The organism is Nonomuraea sp. KM90, from assembly GCF_052246675.1.
In the GTDB taxonomy this organism is placed as follows: domain Bacteria; phylum Actinomycetota; class Actinomycetes; order Streptosporangiales; family Streptosporangiaceae; genus Nonomuraea.
This window is the reverse complement of record NZ_JBQQCB010000125.1, coordinates 1-16717: the sequence shown is the minus strand read 5'-3', so window position 1 is coordinate 16717 and position 16717 is coordinate 1. Positions and strand designations below refer to the sequence as shown.

The 16717-nt window shown below is 71.1% G+C and carries 16 protein-coding genes; 10 read left to right on the top strand and 6 right to left on the bottom strand.

What is annotated here, in order from left to right; translation table 11 throughout:
• Positions 1-8: 8 nt before the first annotated feature.
• Complete coding sequence (locus ACTWPW_RS52815) at positions 9-707, bottom strand: PEP/pyruvate-binding domain-containing protein (protein WP_443173386.1); 699 nt, start codon at positions 705-707, stop codon at positions 9-11.
• Positions 708-1476: 769 nt separating this feature from the next.
• Between ACTWPW_RS52815 and ACTWPW_RS52810 the strand changes: the two genes are divergently transcribed.
• The 4 genes from ACTWPW_RS52810 (at position 1477) to ACTWPW_RS52795 (ending at position 5518) form a co-directional block, all read left to right on the top strand.
• Entirely contained in the window at positions 1477-2253 is a 777-nt protein-coding gene (locus tag ACTWPW_RS52810; RefSeq protein WP_364123221.1) for an AfsR/SARP family transcriptional regulator, read from the top strand.
• A 224-nt stretch (positions 2254-2477) separates the two neighbouring features.
• Entirely contained in the window at positions 2478-3710 is a 1233-nt protein-coding gene (locus ACTWPW_RS52805; protein ID WP_443173385.1) for a cytochrome P450, read from the top strand.
• 8 nt (positions 3711-3718) lie between these two features.
• Positions 3719-4726, top strand: coding sequence for a beta-ketoacyl-ACP synthase 3 (locus ACTWPW_RS52800; protein ID WP_375108802.1), 1008 nt, complete (start codon positions 3719-3721; stop codon positions 4724-4726).
• A 141-nt stretch (positions 4727-4867) separates the two neighbouring features.
• A complete protein-coding gene (locus tag ACTWPW_RS52795) occupies positions 4868-5518 on the top strand; it encodes a hypothetical protein (protein ID WP_443173384.1) in 651 nt (216 codons plus the stop codon).
• 70 nt (positions 5519-5588) lie between these two features.
• On the opposite strand, the gene ACTWPW_RS52790 is transcribed toward ACTWPW_RS52795, so the two are convergent.
• Together ACTWPW_RS52790 and ACTWPW_RS52785 are read right to left on the bottom strand one after the other, a co-directional pair.
• The gene (locus ACTWPW_RS52790) at positions 5589-6296 is read right to left on the bottom strand and encodes an N-acyl homoserine lactonase family protein (protein ID WP_443173383.1); all 708 of its coding nucleotides are present in this window, start codon (positions 6294-6296) and stop codon (positions 5589-5591) included.
• Complete coding sequence (locus ACTWPW_RS52785; protein WP_443173382.1) at positions 6293-8026, bottom strand: FAD-dependent monooxygenase; 1734 nt, start codon at positions 8024-8026, stop codon at positions 6293-6295. Before ACTWPW_RS52785 ends, ACTWPW_RS52790 begins: the two co-directional genes overlap by 4 nt.
• Before the next feature lie 184 nt (positions 8027-8210).
• On the opposite strand from ACTWPW_RS52785, the gene fabI reads away from it, so the two are divergent.
• From fabI to ACTWPW_RS52755, 6 genes are all read left to right on the top strand, one after another.
• Positions 8211-8975 carry an enoyl-ACP reductase FabI gene (gene fabI, locus ACTWPW_RS52780; protein WP_375108805.1) on the top strand — a complete coding sequence of 255 codons (765 nt, stop codon included), beginning with the start codon at positions 8211-8213 and terminating at the stop codon, positions 8973-8975.
• A gap of 6 nt (positions 8976-8981) precedes the next feature.
• Positions 8982-9716 carry a polyprenol monophosphomannose synthase gene (locus ACTWPW_RS52775; RefSeq protein ID WP_375108806.1) on the top strand — a complete coding sequence of 245 codons (735 nt, stop codon included), beginning with the start codon at positions 8982-8984 and terminating at the stop codon, positions 9714-9716.
• Positions 9717-9828: 112 nt separating this feature from the next.
• A complete protein-coding gene (locus ACTWPW_RS52770) occupies positions 9829-10065 on the top strand; it encodes a hypothetical protein (RefSeq protein WP_375108807.1) in 237 nt (78 codons plus the stop codon).
• Positions 10066-10155: 90 nt separating this feature from the next.
• Positions 10156-11643: a multicopper oxidase family protein gene (locus tag ACTWPW_RS52765; RefSeq protein ID WP_375108808.1), complete on the top strand. Its 1488-nt coding sequence runs from the start codon at positions 10156-10158 to the stop codon at positions 11641-11643.
• A 130-nt stretch (positions 11644-11773) separates the two neighbouring features.
• On the top strand, positions 11774-12976 hold the full coding sequence (locus tag ACTWPW_RS52760) for a sensor histidine kinase (RefSeq protein ID WP_375108809.1): 1203 nt from the start codon (positions 11774-11776) through the stop codon (positions 12974-12976).
• 15 nt (positions 12977-12991) lie between these two features.
• A complete protein-coding gene (locus ACTWPW_RS52755; protein WP_364123199.1) occupies positions 12992-13666 on the top strand; it encodes a response regulator transcription factor in 675 nt (224 codons plus the stop codon).
• Here ACTWPW_RS52755 and ACTWPW_RS52750 read toward each other — a convergent pair.
• The 3 genes from ACTWPW_RS52750 to ACTWPW_RS52740 all read right to left on the bottom strand — a co-directional run.
• A complete protein-coding gene (locus tag ACTWPW_RS52750) occupies positions 13630-13989 on the bottom strand; it encodes a hypothetical protein (protein ID WP_364123197.1) in 360 nt (119 codons plus the stop codon). The genes ACTWPW_RS52755 and ACTWPW_RS52750 overlap by 37 nt on opposite strands.
• Before the next feature lie 6 nt (positions 13990-13995).
• Entirely contained in the window at positions 13996-15276 is a 1281-nt protein-coding gene (locus ACTWPW_RS52745) for a lysine N(6)-hydroxylase/L-ornithine N(5)-oxygenase family protein (RefSeq protein ID WP_443173381.1), read from the bottom strand.
• A partial coding sequence (locus ACTWPW_RS52740; protein WP_443173380.1) for an FAD-binding oxidoreductase occupies positions 15273-16717 on the bottom strand: 1445 nt, incomplete at its 5' end. The genes ACTWPW_RS52745 and ACTWPW_RS52740, both read right to left, overlap by 4 nt.

Below are 16717 nucleotides of genomic sequence, written 5' to 3'. Positions count from 1 at the left end.
CGCCGGCTTCAGGAGGGGCGGCAGGACACGGTCGAGATCTCGTCACCGACCACGGCCATGCCCAGGCGTACGGACTGGCCGAGCAGCCGCTGCGCCGCCTGGAGCCGCCTGGCCAGGCGGCGTGACAGCGCGTTGGTGAGGCAGGGCCGCAGCCGCATGCCGCTCAGCACGGCGACCTCGGTCACGCCGCCCGCGGCCAGGGTGACCATCCGTTCCTTGACCGCCACCTGACGGCTGAGCAGCCGCAGGCCCGTGTCGAAGACGAAGACGTCGGCCGGCTCGCACTCCTTGGCCAGGTTCTCCCCCAGCCCCCACGTCGCGCGCACGATGATGTCGCTGTCGGCGCGGGCGGTGTCGGCGGGGTACACCCGGGCGAAGCTCTCCGCGGCCACCAGGTCCTGGATCAGCACGGCCCTCCTGCCGAGGCCGCCGATGGCGTGCACGGGCAGGCCGGGCGCCCAGCCGCGGGACGGCATCGGCCACGCGAGCAGCTCCGTCACGGCGGAGGACAGCGCCTCGTGCCCGCGGATGTTGAGGAAGGCCTGCGGCCGCATGCGCGTCATGCCGGGGGGCGGAGAGGGCCGTACCGCGACCGCGAGGCCGTCACCCTGCTCGGGCCGGCTCAGCTCCCAGTAGGCCGCCGCGGCTGCGCTCAGCACCGCGTCACGGTCCGGCGCGGGCAGGTCAAGGTACGACAGCGCGGTCACGCTGAATCCCCGGGGGACTCCGAAGGCATGGCCGAGCCGGCTCAGGTACGCCGCTTTCTCCCCGACGAGTTCGACGCTGCGGCTCTGCGGCTCCTGAGACCAATAGAGCTGAAAGTCCCGGCGGAAGCCGGAAGTACCCTCGTCACCCACGTGAGCTTCATCTCCACGAGCGTAAATCACGATGAACGGGCAGCGCCGGCGTTCATCAGCGGAGCCGCGGTTCATCACCGGATACGTGACTGGATTTATCTGGCTCCTTACTCGACGACAGGACGGACGGCTCGGTGAAGAGCCTGAATTAAGCCTACCCATTCTGCGATTCCGTCGAATACTCGGCGTGCAGCGACGCCGGGTACGACCGGGGGAGTAGCCCGGCGCCGGCCTACTCCCTTTGGACGACTCCGGCACGGAGAGTAGCGGCGGCGACACGGTGGCCCGGACCACGGGTCGCGAGCTGCGGTTACGGCCGCGATCGCCCCATTCGGACCACCGAAACGTCCTGACTTTCGTCCTGACCAAATCAGTTGATCAACATCAGAATGTTAACAGCGACCTTGCCTAATGGGTGAGAGTCGCAGGTCATGAAAGGTCCAGATGCGTTCGAGAACGCCTCGTGCGCTTCCCGAGCCATTCATGTGCAGAGATATAGACAAACGAGTAGTGACACTCGAACACGGCTGGACGATACTGGCTCCGAGCGAGGTCACAGCGGCAATAAGGGGCTGGCAAGTCAGGCAGCAACGCAACATCATCAGATTAGGGAGCAGCCATGCTGCGATTCGGCATCCTAGGCACGCTAGAGGTGAGCAATGGAGAAGGAGATTGCACCCCGACCGCACCGAAGCTCCGTGAAGTCCTTTCGCTGCTGCTCGTCCAGCCCAATCGGGTCGTCCCCACCGAGATTTTGCTAGAGGAATTGTGGCGGGGCAAACTGCCCCGCAGCGCCGTGGCCACCCTGCAGACATACGTCTACCAGCTCAGGAAAATCCTGAGCTACGGCCCCTCGGCGGACGACTGCGAACTGCTGGTGACCCGGCCACCGGGTTACATGATCCGGCTGGATCCGGACCATCTCGACGCGACGCTGTTCGAGAAGCTCGTGGAGGAAGGACAGGCGGCACTCGCCCTCGACGACGCCCGGACCGCCAGCCGGCTGCTGCACCAGGCTCTCGCGCTGTGGCGGGAGCGCGCACTGGCCGACGTCGAGCCGGGGCCGCGTCTCGCCGCACATCTGGCCTGGCTGGAGGAGAGCCACCTGTCCGCGCTCGAGTTGCGTATCGAGGCCGATATGCGCCTGGGCAAACATCGCCAGCTGGTTGGCGAACTGCGGGCACTCGCCGCGGCTCATCCCCTGCACGAGTGGTACCACCTGCAGCTGATGGTCTCGCTCCACCGCTCGGGCCGGCGGGCCGACGCGCTCGACGTCTACCAACGCCTGCGGAAGGTGATCCGCGCCGAGATCGGCCTTGAACCCTCGGCCGAGCTGCGTCATGCGCAGCAGGTGATCCTCGAAGGGTCTGCTGCAGACGTCCTCATGCGGACGTGATGACCGGCAGGACCCTGAGGCGTTTCCACCGAGGCGCACCCGTGACAACGGGTGCGCCTCTTGTTTTCCCACCCGGTTCCGGCGCCCGCCCGCCCGTCTCGTTCGCGCCCCAGCCCGGTGCTCGCGGACGGGCGGTGTGGTCCTAACGGCTCTCGATCGGGGCTCGACGTCTCCTCGCGACCATGGATCCGCCCGTACGGCGATCCGGCGATGGGAGGCCGCCCGTGCCCAGTAAGGCGACACCGAGATACCAGTTCCCGTTCCGGGGAGCCGCGCTGACCGATCCACCACCCGAGTTCGCGCAGCTCCGCCAGGAGGAGCCCGTGGCGCTGGTGAAGCTGCCCACCGGCGACCACGCGTGGCTGGTCACCGGCTACCACGAGGTCCGCCAGGTGCTGTCGGACCACCGCTTCAGCAGGGCCGCGGCGGCCAGGCCCGGGGCGCCGCGGCTGCGGCCCGTGCCGCCCGACGCGACCTCGATCCTCTCGCTCGACCCGCCCGAGCACACCCGGCTCAGGTCCCTCGTCGCGTACGCGTTCACCGCGCGCCGGATCGCCGCCATGCGACCGCGCATCCAGGAGCTGACCGACGCGCTGCTCGACGAGCTGGTGGCCAAGGGCGCCCCCGGCGACCTGGCGCAGGGGTTCGCGGTGCCGCTCGCCATGGCGGTGATCTGCGAGATCCTCGGCGTGCCGGAAGAAGACCGGGAGCGGTTCAGGCAGTCGGCCGACATCGCGCTCAGCCTCGTGCCGGCCGACGCCGACAGGCTCGTCGCGGCCAGGGCCACGCTGCACGACTACCTGGCCTCGCTGGTGTCGGCCAAGCGGCACGAGTTCCGCGGGGACGTGCTGAGCGTGCTCGCCTCCGACCACGACGGTGAGCGCCTGACGTACGAGGAGCTGCTCACCTTCGGGGCGACGCTGCTGACGGCCGGCTACCACACCGTGGCCGCCGCCCTCATCAACGGCACGCTGGTCCTGCTCCTCCGCCCGGACGAGCTGGCCCGCCTGCGTGCGCGCCCGCAGCTGATCACGACGGCGGTCGAGGAGCTGCTGCGCTTCACCCCGGGCGCCGTCAGCGGCGGGACGATCCGGGTCGCCACCGAGGACGTCGAGCTGGGAGGCGTGACGATCCGCCGGGGTGAGGCCGTCATCCCCTCGACCACCTCCGCCAACCGGGACGGCTGCGCCTTCGCCGACCCCGACAACCTGGTCCTCGACCGGCCCTTCGGCCGGGGCGACGTTTCCCACGTCGCCTTCGGCCACGGCTTCCACCACTGTCTCGGCGCGAACCTCGCCCGGCTGGAGATGCGCCTGGCCATCGGCTCGCTGGTGCGTCGCCTGCCCGGGCTGAGCCTCGCCGTGCCCGTGGAGGAGCTGACCTGGAACCCCAACACCATGATCCGAACTCTGTCCGCGATGCCGGTGACCTGGCGGCGCGGGGAAACCGAGGAGTGAGACGAGCGATGACCATCGAGCTCCCCGCCGCCGGGCGGGTCACCGGCAGCCGCATACTCGGGCTGGGCGTCTACCGGCCCGCGAGCGTCGTCACGAACGCGGAGATCGCCGAGCGCGTGGGCCGTACGGAGAAGTGGATCGAGTCCCGCTCCGGTGTCAGGGAGCGGCGCTTCGCCGGTCCCGGCGAGTCGCTGCCCATGATGTCCGCCGCCGCCGCGGAGAAGGCGCTGGCCGCGGCCGGGGTCGATCCGGCGCGGGTCGGCTGCGTGCTGACCGCGACCACGACACACCTCACCCAGATGCCGTCGCTGGCCTCGGAGGTGGCCCACCGGATCGGCGCCGGGCGGGCCGCCGCGTTCGACGTCTCCGCCGCCTGCGCGGGCTTCTCGTACGCGCTGGCCCTCGCCAGCGACATGGTACGGGCCGGCAGCGCCGAGTACGTGCTGATGATCGGCGCCGAGCGGGTGTCCGACATCCTCGACCACGAGGACCCCAGCACCGCCTTCCTGTTCGCCGACGGCGCCGGGGCGGTCGTGGTGGGCCCATCGGACCGGCCGGGCATCGGCCCCGTGGTGTGGGGCTCGGACGGCTCGCGCGCCGGCGCCGTCGGCATGAGCGGCTTCTGGGTGCCCGAGCTGCAGCGGCAGCCGGACCTGAAGTGGCCGGTCCTGACGATGTCGGGCTGGCGCGTCTATCGCTGGGCGACCGCCGAGCTCATCCCGATCGCCGCGCGGGCCATCGAGCGGGCCGGCCTCACGCCCGCCGACCTGGACGCGTTCATCCCGCACCAGGCGAACAAGCTCATCACCGACGCCATCGCCGAGGGGCTCGGCCTCGGCGAGGACATCACGGTCGCGTACGACATCGAGCGGAGCGGCAACACCTCCGCCGCCTCCATCCCGCTGGCCATGGACGCGCTGCTGAGCACGAACGCGGTCCGCAGCGGCGACCGCGCGCTGCTCATCGGATTCGGCTCGGGACTGGTGTACGCGGCCCAGGTCGTGGAATTGCCGTGAATCATTCCGACGGCCCCGGATCTGCGCTCTAGCGGGCGACGACCGGCCGCCTATGTCGGAAAGTTAACGTCGTTGTCAGAAGCCCACCGCATCACGCATTCCTGTCGGCTGTGAAATGGCCGGGCGGAGAAGAGGAGTCAAATGTTGACGAAAAACCAGCGGGCCGTCGTCAGGTCCACGGCCCTCATCGTGGCGATTCCGCTGACCGGTTGCGCCGGCGCGGCGCAGTCGTCCACCGCCGCGCAGCCTCCTGCCCAGGCGGCCCCCGCCCAGGCGCCGGCCACCGCGGCGCAGGAGCCGCCGCGCAACGGTGCCGCGAACACCACCACCGACAAGAACCTCAAGCAGTTCGAGTGGTTCGCGGGCAGCTGGACCTGCAAGTCCGAGAACACCCCGCCCATGGGCAAGCCGTACACCAGCACGCTGAAGGCCACGGGCGCCTATGAGCTGAGCGGCCGGTGGTTCGTGTGGAACAGCCAGGAGCAGCCCGGGCCGCAGGTGGAGAACCCGGTCGCGTTCAAGGGGGTCTGGGGGTACGACACCACCAACAAGCGGGTGGTGACCAATCACTTCGACAGCACGGGCATCAGGGCGCTGCAGTTCGGCGTCGGGTGGAAGGGCAACGTGCTGGACCTCACCGACGGCGAGCTCTTCCTCCAGAACAGCCCGCCCATCCCGTTCCGGGAGATCTTCACCAGGCTCGGGCCCGACAGATTCACCGACGACATGCTCTTCAAGCTCGACGGGAAATGGCAGCGGATCATCATCGCCGACTGCACCCGCGACAAGTAGCATGACAAATTCCCGGCCCCCTTGGAAAGGGGCCGGGAATTTCTCTTGACGCGATATCTGACAGGCCGGGTCAGGGATAGCAAGCCGGCGAGACGGTGAGGCCGGCCCACTGCATCGGGTCGTGGCCGTAGATCACCAGGGCGTCCTCGCGGGCCGCGAGCGCGGCCAGCTTGCGGGTGCTCGCCCGGGTCCCGGCCTCGTCCAGGTCGAACGGGAGGATCGGGCGCTCGTCGGGGTCGGCGGCGATGCCCATGGGGATGGCGTCGCCGGCCAGGAGCACGGCGCCCGTCTCCGGGAGGCGGACGAGCACCGACTGGTGGCCCGGCACGTGGCCGCCCGACTCGATCAGCTCGATCCCCGGCAGCAGACGGACGTCGCCCTCGACCTGCCGGTACCGCAGGCCGGGCAGGTCCCAGTGCTTGCGCGCCTCCTCCAGCCGCTCGATCCGCCCGGAGCGGGCGGCCTCCAGGTGCGCGCGCTGGACGACGAACTCGGCGCCGGGGAACTTGTCGTGGTTGCCGGCGTGGTCGGGGTCGAGGTGCGTGCAGATCACCACGTGGATGTCCGCCGGGGTCAGGCCCAGCTCGGCGAGCCTGGCGGCGACGTCGTCCTCCGGCCCCACCTCGATCGGGACGTCGCCGCCCGCCGGGGCCGCCCGGTAGCCGGTGTCGACCAGGACGTTCGTGCCGTCGTGGAGCCGGATCAGGTAGCCCGGCACGGGGGCCTCGATGCCGCGGATCGTGCCGAGCCGCAGCAGGTACAGGCGCATCGCGGTCATCGTGGCTCCCCCGCGGCTCGTGGCCGGTCCAGCAGGGCGCGCAGGGCGGTCTCCAGCGCCGCCTCGGGATCGGGTGCAGGGCGGTCGCTCCGCCAGGCGACGAAACCGTCCGGGCGGACGAGCGTGGCGGTGCCGGCGCCCCCGTATACGGCGGCGCACCGGTCGTCGGGGTCGGTCAGCTCGACGCCCAGGCGGTACACCGGCACCTCCAGCCCGAGCCGGGCCGCGACCGGCGCCATGGCGGGCGCCCACGGCCCGGCCGAGCCGGTGACCAGGGTCCACGACCGGCCGAACAGCTCGATCGTCGAGATCCGCCGTCCCGCGAGCGACACCCGCGCGTGCGGCGCCCGCGTCCCGGGCCGCCCGTCGCAGTCCTCCGCCCACGGCGAGCGGTGCTCCTCGGCCCCCGCGACAGCCGCCCCGCCCACCCGGCCGACCGCAGCATCGGCGGCGGTGGCGGGTTGGTGGGGTTGAGTGACGGCCGTGGCGTCCGCCACGGCGGAGGAACGGTAGAGCTGGCGGAAGTGGACCGTGTGGTCGGGCTCGATCCCTTCGGCGGCCTCCGACTCCTCGCCCATCATCGCCGGCCGGTCCTTCGACCGGAGCACCGCCTGCTCCACCGTCGCCACCGCCACCGGCCGCCGCTCGGCCTCGTAACTGTCCAGCAGGCCGGGCCCGGCCTGGCCGCGTGCCACCATGGCGAGCTTCCACGCCAGGTTCTGGGCGTCCTGGATGCCGGTGTTGGAGCCGAGGGCGCCAGAGGGGGGCATGACGTGCGCGGCGTCGCCGACGAGGAAGACGCGGTCCCGGCGGTAGGAGTCCGCGGTCAGCCCGGCCGCCTCCCACGGCAGCACGCTCTTGATCTTCACGTCCAGGTCGGGCAGCCCCGCGGCGGCCCGTACGAGCTCGGCGCACCGCTCCTCGGGGAAGTCGTCGGGGCTCTGCCCGCTCTCCGGGTCGTACATGACGTGCAGCAGCCAGTTGACCGCGTTGTCGACCGGCACGAGCGCGCCCATGAGGTGTGAGTTGACGACGTAGGACAGGATGAACCGGCGCTCCCCCAGCGCCTCGCGCAGGTCGGCGTGGAAGTGGATGTTGAGGTAGTGGGCGAGCGTGCCCGCCCCGGCACGGCCGATGCCGAGCGCCTGCCGCACCCGGCTCCCGCCGCCGTCGGCCGCCACCAGGTAATCGGCCTCGATCTCGTAGACCTCGTCCGTGGCCGCCTCGCGCACGACCGCGCGCACGCCGTCGCCGCCGCCGCCGCCGTCGTCGTCGTCCTGAGACGGCGTCCAATGTTCGAGGGTCGTGCCGAAGCGGGCGTCGGCGCCGAGCTCGACGGCCCGCTCCAGCAGGATCGGCTCCAGCTCGTCCTGGTCGCACAGGCACCAGCCGGCCGGGCTGATGTGCTCCAGGCTGACAAGGGGGTCGACGAAGTAGGGGGCGTGCATCTCGCCGTACTCCTGGCCGGCCAGCGTCTCCATCGCCCTGATGCCGCTGTTGGCGGCCAGCGCCCGGGCGGAGTCGGCGGCGCGTACCCGGTCGTCGACGCCGAGCGCGGCCAGGAGCTCCATCGTGCGCGCGTTGACGCCGCGCGCCCGCGGGTGGGTCGAGGTGCCCGGCCGCCGCTCGACCAGCACCGAAGCCAGCCCGTACGCGGCCAGAAAAGCGGCCGTGGAAATGCCCGCGACACCCCCGCCGACGATCAGGACCGGGGTTTTTTCTTTTCGCAATCCCAGCAATTTCGCCTCCATCACAAGAATTCCCTGCTGGCCAGGCTAGTTAGCGTGTTTCCCGGCGTCCAGGGCACGCAGACGGCCCACCAGTGACCTTCTTGGCGGCCACGAGCGCGTCTCTAGCGGTCGTCCAAGGCGAACCTGGAAGATGGCCGGAAAATGATATGAGCGAGGTTATTCAATGGGACTTCTCAGCGGTAAACAAATCCTGGTCACGGGAGTTCTCACCGAATCGTCGATCGCGTTCCACGTCGCGCGGCTGGCCCAGCGGGAAGGCGCCGCGGTGGTGGTCACCGGCTACGGCAGGCTCGGCCTCGTCGAGCGCATCGCGGCCCGCCTGCCGCGGCCCGCGCCGGTGCTGGAGCTGGACGTCACCGACAGCGCGCACCTCGACTCCCTGGCGGACCGGATCCGCCCGCACGCCGACCGGCTGGACGGGGTGCTGCACTCGATCGGGTTCGCGCCGCGGACCGCGCTCGGCGGCGACTTCCTGACCACCCCGTGGGAGGACGTGGCCACGGCCGTCCAGGTCTCCACGTACTCGCTGAAGGCGCTGGCCATGGCGGCCGCCCCGCTGATGGAGGACGGCGGCTCGATCGTGGGCCTCGACTTCGACGCCTCCGTGGCCTGGCCCGGCTACGACTGGATGGGCGTGGCCAAGGCCGGGCTGGAGTCGTGCTCCCGCTATCTGGCCGGCTACCTCGGGCCGCGCGGCATCAGGGTGAACCTGGTGTGCGCCGGCCCGCTGCGCACGATCGCCGCCAAGGGCATCCCCGGCTTCGGCGACTTCGAGAGCACGTGGAAGTCCAGGGCGCCGCTCGGCTGGGACAGCTCGGACCCCGAGCCCGTGGCCCGGACGTGCCTGGCGCTGATGTCCGGCTGGCTCCCGTCCACCACGGGCGAGATCGTGCACGCCGACGGTGGCCTGCACGCGATCGGCGGGTGACCGGCCGTGGACGCCTATCCCGAGCCCGGGCGGATCCTCGTCGTCGTCCCGACGTACAACGAGCGGGAGAACGTGGAGAGCGTCGTCGGCCGGGTACGCGCCGCCGTGCCCGAGGCGGACGTGCTCGTGGCGGACGACGCCAGCCCCGACGGCACCGGCGACCTCGCCGACGCGCTCGCCCGCCGCGACCCTCAGGTGCACGTCCTGCACCGCCCGGGGAAGGCGGGCCTGGGCGCGGCCTACATCCACGGCTTCACATGGGGGCTCGACCGGGCCTACGACGTGCTGGTGGAGATGGACGCCGACGGCTCGCACCGCCCGGAGGAGCTGCCCGCCCTGCTGGCGGCCCTGCGGACGGCCGACCTCGTCATCGGCTCGCGCTGGGTGCCGGGCGGGCGGGTGGTCAACTGGCCGAGGTCCCGCGAGCTGCTGTCGCGGGCCGGCAACGCGTACACGCGGGCCGTGCTCCGCCTCCCCGTGCGGGACGCCACCGGCGGGTACCGGGCCTACCGCGCGACGACGCTGAAGGAGATCGGCCTCGACGACGTGGAGTCGCAGGGCTACTGCTTCCAGGTCGACCTGACCCTCAGGACGGTACGCGCGGGCCTGCGCGTGGCGGAGGTGCCGATCACCTTCGTGGAGCGCACCCGCGGCGCCAGCAAGATGAGCCGCGCCATCGTCGTCGAGGCGCTCCTGCGCGTCACCGCATGGGCCCTCTCCTACTCCCGGAAGACTATGTGACCCCCCGGGCTACTACCAATGGCGCACGAAACGAACTCCGACCGGCAGATGCCCCCCGACCTGCGAATTCTTACGGTTAAGGGGGCGACAAATGCACAATCTGGAGGAAGCAATGGACACGAACACCCGGCGGCGTTCGCTGCTCAGCCGTCCGCGTTTCTGGGTCGGCGCCGTCATCGCGCTGGCCGGCCTGCTGTTCAATCTGGGCGTTCTCTTCGTCCCGATCAGCGAGATCATCAAGAACCCCAAGTTCGTCCCGATGCCCGAGGTCCTCATCGGGTGGTGGCTGATGATCGTCGGCATCCCCCTCATGCTGCCCTGGCCCTCCCGCCGTGGCCGCGGCTACTGACGCCCCCGCACGACGTACCGAAGCAGCACGGACCGGGGGGACAAGGACGACATCATGAGACGAGAGACCCGCCGAACGGTACTCCGCTGGATGACCGGAATCGGTGTCGTGACGGTAGCGCCCATCGGCGGCTTCGCCGGCTGGTTGTGGGTGGACGCCTCCCGTGGCAACGGGGGCCATCTGTCCTTCTCGGCCCCCTTGCGCATCCCGCCCCTGCTCGCCCCGGCTCCGGGATCGAGCAGGACGACCAAGCAGTTCAGGCTGAACCTGCAGGAAGGCGTCTCCGAGCTGATCCCGGGCCGGCGCACCCCCACGTGGGGGGCCAACGGCAGCTATCTCGGCCCCACGATCCGGGTCAACCGGGGAGACCGCGTGCACATGCACGTCACCAACCGGCTGCGGCAGACGACGACCATCCACTGGCACGGCATGCACCTGCCCGCCCAGATGGACGGCGGGCCGCACCAGCTCATCGCGCCCGGCCGCACGTGGTCTCCGCAGTGGACCATCGAGCAGCCGGCGACCACGCTGTGGTACCACCCGCACCTGCACGCCCTCACCGCGGAGCACGTGTACCGGGGCATCGCCGGCCTGTTCCTCATCGACGACGGTGACACCCGGCTGCCGCACACGTACGGCGTCGACGACGTCCCGCTGATCATCCAGGACAAGAACTTCAACGACGACGGCACGCTCAGCACCGAGGGCATCAAGTTCGGCGGGATCAACGTGACGGGCCTGCTCGGCGACCGGATACTGATCAACGGCACCTACGACCCGTTCTTCAGGGTGACGACCACGCTGGCCCGCTTCCGGCTGCTGAACGGCTCCAACGCCCGCGTCTACGACATCGGGTTCGCCGACGGCAGGACCTTCCAGCTCGTCGGCACCGACGGCGGGCTGCTGCCGGCCCCGCTGGCGCTCAAGCGCCTGATGCTCTCACCCGGCGAGCGGGCGGAGATCGTGGTCGCGTTCAAGCCCGGTGAGAAGGTCGTGCTCCGCAGCTTCGCCCCCGACCTGCAGTCGAACTTCCTGTTCGAGCAGCTCGCGGGCGGCGGCGACGAGATGGACCTGCTGCGGTTCGTGGCGGCGCCGCAGCTGCGGCCGTCGCCTCCGCTGCCGTCGGCGCTGGCCACCGTCCCGCCGATCCGCCCGGCGGCGAACGCCCAGGTGACCCGGATGGTGATGGGCGACTTCACCTTCAACGACAAGACCATGGACATGAAGCGGGTCGACCACGTCGCCACGGCGAGCTCGGTGGGCGTCTGGGAAGTCAAGAACGACCAGGACATCCCACACAACTTCCACATCCACGGCGTGACGTTCCAGGTGCTCGACCTCGACCGCCGGACGCCGCCCCCGCACATGCGCGGCAACAAGGACACGGTGATCGTGCCGCCCGGCAGCACGGTCCGGCTCGGGGTCAGCTATCTGCGGCATTCCGACCCGATCAGGCCGTACATGTTCCACTGCCACATCCTGGCCCACGAGGATTCCGGGATGATGGGCCAGTTCCTCACCGTGTCCCCCGCCGACCGGGTGCGGGTGCCCAAGTCGCTCCCCCACAACCACGGGTGACCCGGCTGGCCGTAGATCGTCTGTCGCGCTACGGTGAAGGCCGGAGCCGCTTGGGCTACGGTGAAGGCCGGAGCCGCTCGGGCTACGGTGAAAGCCGGAGTCCGCTCGCCAGTGACGCCCGGAGGTAGTCATGCGACTGCTGCGCCCTGGCGACGTCGTCTACGCTCCGGAGCTCGACGCCCCGTGGCTGCGCTGGGTGATCGACGTGCTCCTCGCCGGCATCTCGTCCGGCAGCGTGATGATCAGCGTGTCGGTGTCGGCCGAGCCGTCGGAGCGGCCCACGTCCAGCATCGCCGCCTACATCCTGGGCGTGACGCTGGGCGCGCTGCTGCTGGTGCGCCGGCGCTGGCCGGGCCTGGTGCTGGTGGGAAGCCTCGTCGCGGTCACGGTCTACAACCTGACGGACTTCCCGAGCATCGCGCCGGTCTGGCCGCTGATCATCCCGCTGTGCACCATGGCGGCGGCCGGCCGGCTGATGTTCGCCGCGGTCGTCGGGCTGCTGGCGTTCGCGAGCTCCTCCGTGTGGCTGGCCTACCAGAACGTCGACCTCACCCTCAGCCTCATCGACGGGATCTTCCGCGAGCTGCTCCTCGTCATCGGCGCGCTGTTCCTCGGCGACAGCATGCACAGCCGCAGCCGCTGGTCCGAGGAGGTACGCCAGCGCCTGGAGGGCGAGGCCAACCAGCAGCTGATCGACGAGCGCCTGCGCATCGCCCAGGAGCTCCACGACGTCACCGCCCACACCCTGGCCGTGGTCGGCATCCAGATGGGCGTGGCCCACGACCTGGTGGCCCGCGATCTGGAGGCGGGCCGCGCCGCGCTCCGCACCGCCCGCGACATCAACAACGAGGCCATCGCCGAGCTGCAGGCGGCCGTCCACGTGCTGCGCAACGGGCAGAGCAAGGGCCAGGGCAAACCGTCCCCCGAGCTGACGCCGCTGCCCGGCGTGGCCGACATCGGCACGCTGGTCGACCGGGCCCGGGTGTCCCCGCTGAAGATCGACCTCGTCGAGGAGGGCGACCCCGCCCAGGTCCGCCCGGCGGCCGGGCTGGCCATCTACCGCATCGTCCAGGAATCGCTGACGAACGTGCTGAAACACGCGAACGCCACCCTCGTCGAGGTGGAGCTGGAATACCGGGGTGACGGCGTCGCCGTCACGGTACGGAACAATGGCACCGGCGCGACCCCGCCGGCCCGCGGGCCGTCCAGACCGAAGGGCGGTCACGGGCTGACGGGCATGCAGGAGCGGGCCACCAGCCTGGGTGGCTGGCTGACCGCGGGGCCCGACACCGACGGCCGCTACACCGTCAGCGGCTGGATCCCCGCCCCCTGAGAGAGGAAGTGATCGATGACGATCCGCGTCGTCCTCGCCGACGACCAGCAGCTCGTCCGCGCGGGCTTCCGCAGCCTGCTCGAGATGGACGCCGACATCGAGGTGGTCGCCGAGGCCGAGAACGGCGTGGAGGCGGTGGAGGTGACGCGCAGGGAGCGGCCCGACATCGTGCTGATCGACATCCGCATGCCGCGGCTCGACGGCCTGGCCGCCACCCGCGAGATCATGAGCGACCCGGCGCTGGAGGCGGTCAAGGTCATCGTGCTGACCACGTTCGAGGTCAACGAGTACATCTTCGACGCGCTGAAGGCGGGCGCCAGCGGGTTCCTCACCAAGACCGTCGACTCCGACGAGCTGCGCCGGGCCGTACGCGTGGTCGCCGACGGGCAGGCGCTGCTCACCCCGAGCGTCACCCGGCGGGTCATCGAGGAGTTCTCCCAGCGTCCCGACGGCGGCGCGCTCGACGGCGTGGGCAAGAGCCTCGACACCCTCACCGACCGCGAGCGCGAGGTGATGGCGATGGTCGCCGCCGGCCGCAACAACACCGAGATCGGCGCGGCGCTCCACATGAGCCCGCTGACCGCCAAGACCCACGTCAGCCGCATCATCGCCAAGCTCGGCATCCGCGACCGCACGCAGCTCGTGGTGCTCGCCTACGAGAGCGGGCTGGTGAGCCCGCGGCGCTCGTAGCGGACCTCCTCGATGAAGGAGACCCCCTCCGAGTCACCCGCCGCGTCGAGGCGGCGCCAGCTCTCGCGCAGGCGCAGCCTGCCGTCCGGCAGCACCTCGGGGGTGCTCGTGCAGGTCCCCGTGACGACCCGGCCGTCCGCGAGCACCTGGGTGTAGCCGAAGGTCAGGGTGCCGTCGGGGGCGCAGGTGCCGATCAGCCGCCCGGCCGTCACCTCTCCCCCGCGGAACTCCGCCCAGACGACGTGGTCCCGCTGGTGGTAGTGGCCGACGGGAACGTCGTGACCCTGCGCCGACGAGATGAACACTTTGTTGTCGTAATTCATGATCACTCACCGTGGTCGATGGGAATCGGGCCAGATCGTGAAGGTGTGCTCGTCGCGGATCCGGTACGCCTCCCGCTCGAACAGGGCGTTGACGATGCAGGCCGCCCGCACCGACAGGAGGCTGAGGTTGGGGTCGTTGATGCCGTGGGTGAGCCGGGCCCGGTTCTGCACGAAGATGCGGTGCTGGTCGGCGTGCTTCCACAGCAGCGAGTAGTGCTGCTCGACGACCGGCTCGCCGGCCTCGTCCAGCTCCACCATCTCGGCCAGCTCCGGATCCAGCGGCAGCGGGGCCGGCTCCCGGCCGGTGGCCAGCACGACATGCCTGGCCTCCCGGAACTCGTGCCCTCCGGTGGTGAGCCGGCACCGCATCGTGACGGCGCCGCCCCGGCCCGACACCGCGACGACGTCCCGGCCCGGCAGCAGGGTCAGCGGGCGGCCGCCGTTGCGCAGGCGCTCCTCGTACTCGGCCTGGTAGATCTCCTGCAGGCTCGACATGGAGACGCCGTCGCTGGTGGTGACCTGCTCGCGCAGCAGCCGCCGGCGGGTGGCCTCGGGCAGCCCGGCGAAGAACCCCAGGTACGAGGGCCGGTAGAGGTCGTTGGCCGGGGGCGAGTCGTCGAGCGGGGCGAACCAGTGGCGGCGGCCGATCCACTGCACGTCGCGGAAGCCGGCCCGCAGCAGGGCGAGCACGCACTCGGCGCCCGTCTGGCCGCCGCCGACCACCACGGCGGGCGCGTCGTGTCCGGTCAGGTCCGGCAGCCGGCCCATGAGGTGCTCGGCCAGGATGACGCCGGGCAGCGCCCGGCTCGCGAAGCACGGGGGCACGTGCGGGCGGGTGCCCAGGCCGAACACCACGTGGCGGGCCGTGCCCAGCAGCCGGCCGCCGCCGTACAGCTCGAAGCCGTCGCGGTAGGCCACCCGGTCGACGCCCGCGCCGTAGGTGACGTCGAGGTGCTCGGCTGCCCAGGCGAGGTAGCGGGCGTACTCCAGGCGCGGGATGGCGTCGAACTGGGCGTTGAGGAAGCCGTAGATCCGCCCGGTGGTGACGATGTAGTTGAGGAAGGACAGCTCGTGCCTGGGGTCCACGAGGGAGACCAGGTCCTTGATCCACGAGGTCTGGAGCCGGGCTCCCGGCAGCATGAGCCCCTCGTGCCAGGCGGGGCCGGGGTTGCGCTCGAAGACCGGCAGGGGCCGGCCGCAGGCGCCCTCGTACAGGGCGGCCAGGCTGAGGTTCGACGGGCCGGCGCCGATGGCGACGGTGTCGTGGTCGTATCGCCGTCTGCTCATGACGTCACCGATTCGTAGGCGGCCGGGTCGAGGTTGTAGTTGGACCTGAAGAGGTTGCCCGGGTCCAGCCGGCGCTTCACGCTCAGCAGCCGGGCGAGCCCTTCCTCGCCGAACGTGCGCCGCGCCCGATCGCGCAGGTCGCGGTTGCCGGCGTGGGCGTCGGAGACGTAGTTGACGTAGCCGTCGCCGTGCACGCCCCACGGCGCCGCCGCCGCGGACACCGACCGCGCCCAGGCGGTCTGCCCCGCGTCCGCGTCCGGCGACTCCCAGATCGCCATGCCGGTGACGTTGAACCGGGCGTCGCGGAACGGCACCGCGGAGCCGCCGGCCGGGCCCCTGCGCACCGCGCCGTGGAGCTCCTCCAGGTAGACGGTGTCGTTGAAGGTGCCTCGCCAGCGGCCGGCCCGGAACCTGGCGACCAGCTCGTCGATCAGCTGGTCGGGCAGCTCGGTCGTGCACCGGGCGCTCCAGTAGTGCCGCAGGCCGTACGGCAGCCGGCCGAGGATCTGCTGCATGCTCAGGTAGTCGCGCTCCTCGACGCGCCAGTCCAGCACCTCGGGGCCGCGCAGCCGCCGCTCCAGCGTCCGTACGTACCGCTCGTCGGATCCGCAGTAGCACACGCTCATCACGGCGGCCGGCTCCTGCGCCGGGCCGTACCGTTCCAGGAGCAGGATGCAGACCAGCTCGTCGGGGGCGTCCTCGGCCAGGTCCCGGAACAGCCGGGTGGCCGCGGCCATCTCGTGCTCCGGGTAGGCCACGACGCCGCCGTACACGCGGGAGACCTCGTGCAGGCGGAAGGTGAACTCCTCCACGACGCCGAAGTTGTGGCCGGCGCCGCGCAGCGCCCAGTCCAGCTCGGGGTCGCGCTCGCGGTCCACGACGACGTGCTCGCCGTCGGCGGTCACCAGCGCGTACGAGAGCACGTTGTCGCACGACAGCCCGTACTTGCCCATCAGGTGCCCGATGCCGCCGCCCAGGGTGAGCCCGCCGACCCCGGTGGTGTCGAAGGTGCCGCCGGTGACCGCCAGGCCGTGCCCGGAGGCGGCGGCGTCGAAGGCCGCCCAGGTCGCGCCGCCCTTGACCCGGGCCACGCGGGCGGTGTGGTCGATGCTGACCCCGTCGAGGAAGCGCAGGTCGATGACCAGGCCGCCGTCCAGGGAGGCGGAGCCCGCGATGTTGTGGCCGCTGCCGCGCACCGCGATGGGCACCTGGGCCTGGGCGGCCGCGCGGATCACGAGGCCGAGCTCGGTGCGGTTGTACGGCAGGGCGACGAGGTCGGGGCGGCGGTCGTGCATGCCGTTGAACAGCTGCCTGATCTCGTCGTAGCGGGGATGCCCGGGACCGACCAGGCGTTCGGGGCAGACGGGGTCGAGCGTGCGGCGCAGCTTTTCGATCATCATGGCTCCGTCCGGCGAGTGGCGGCGAGCAGCAGGGGCGGGGG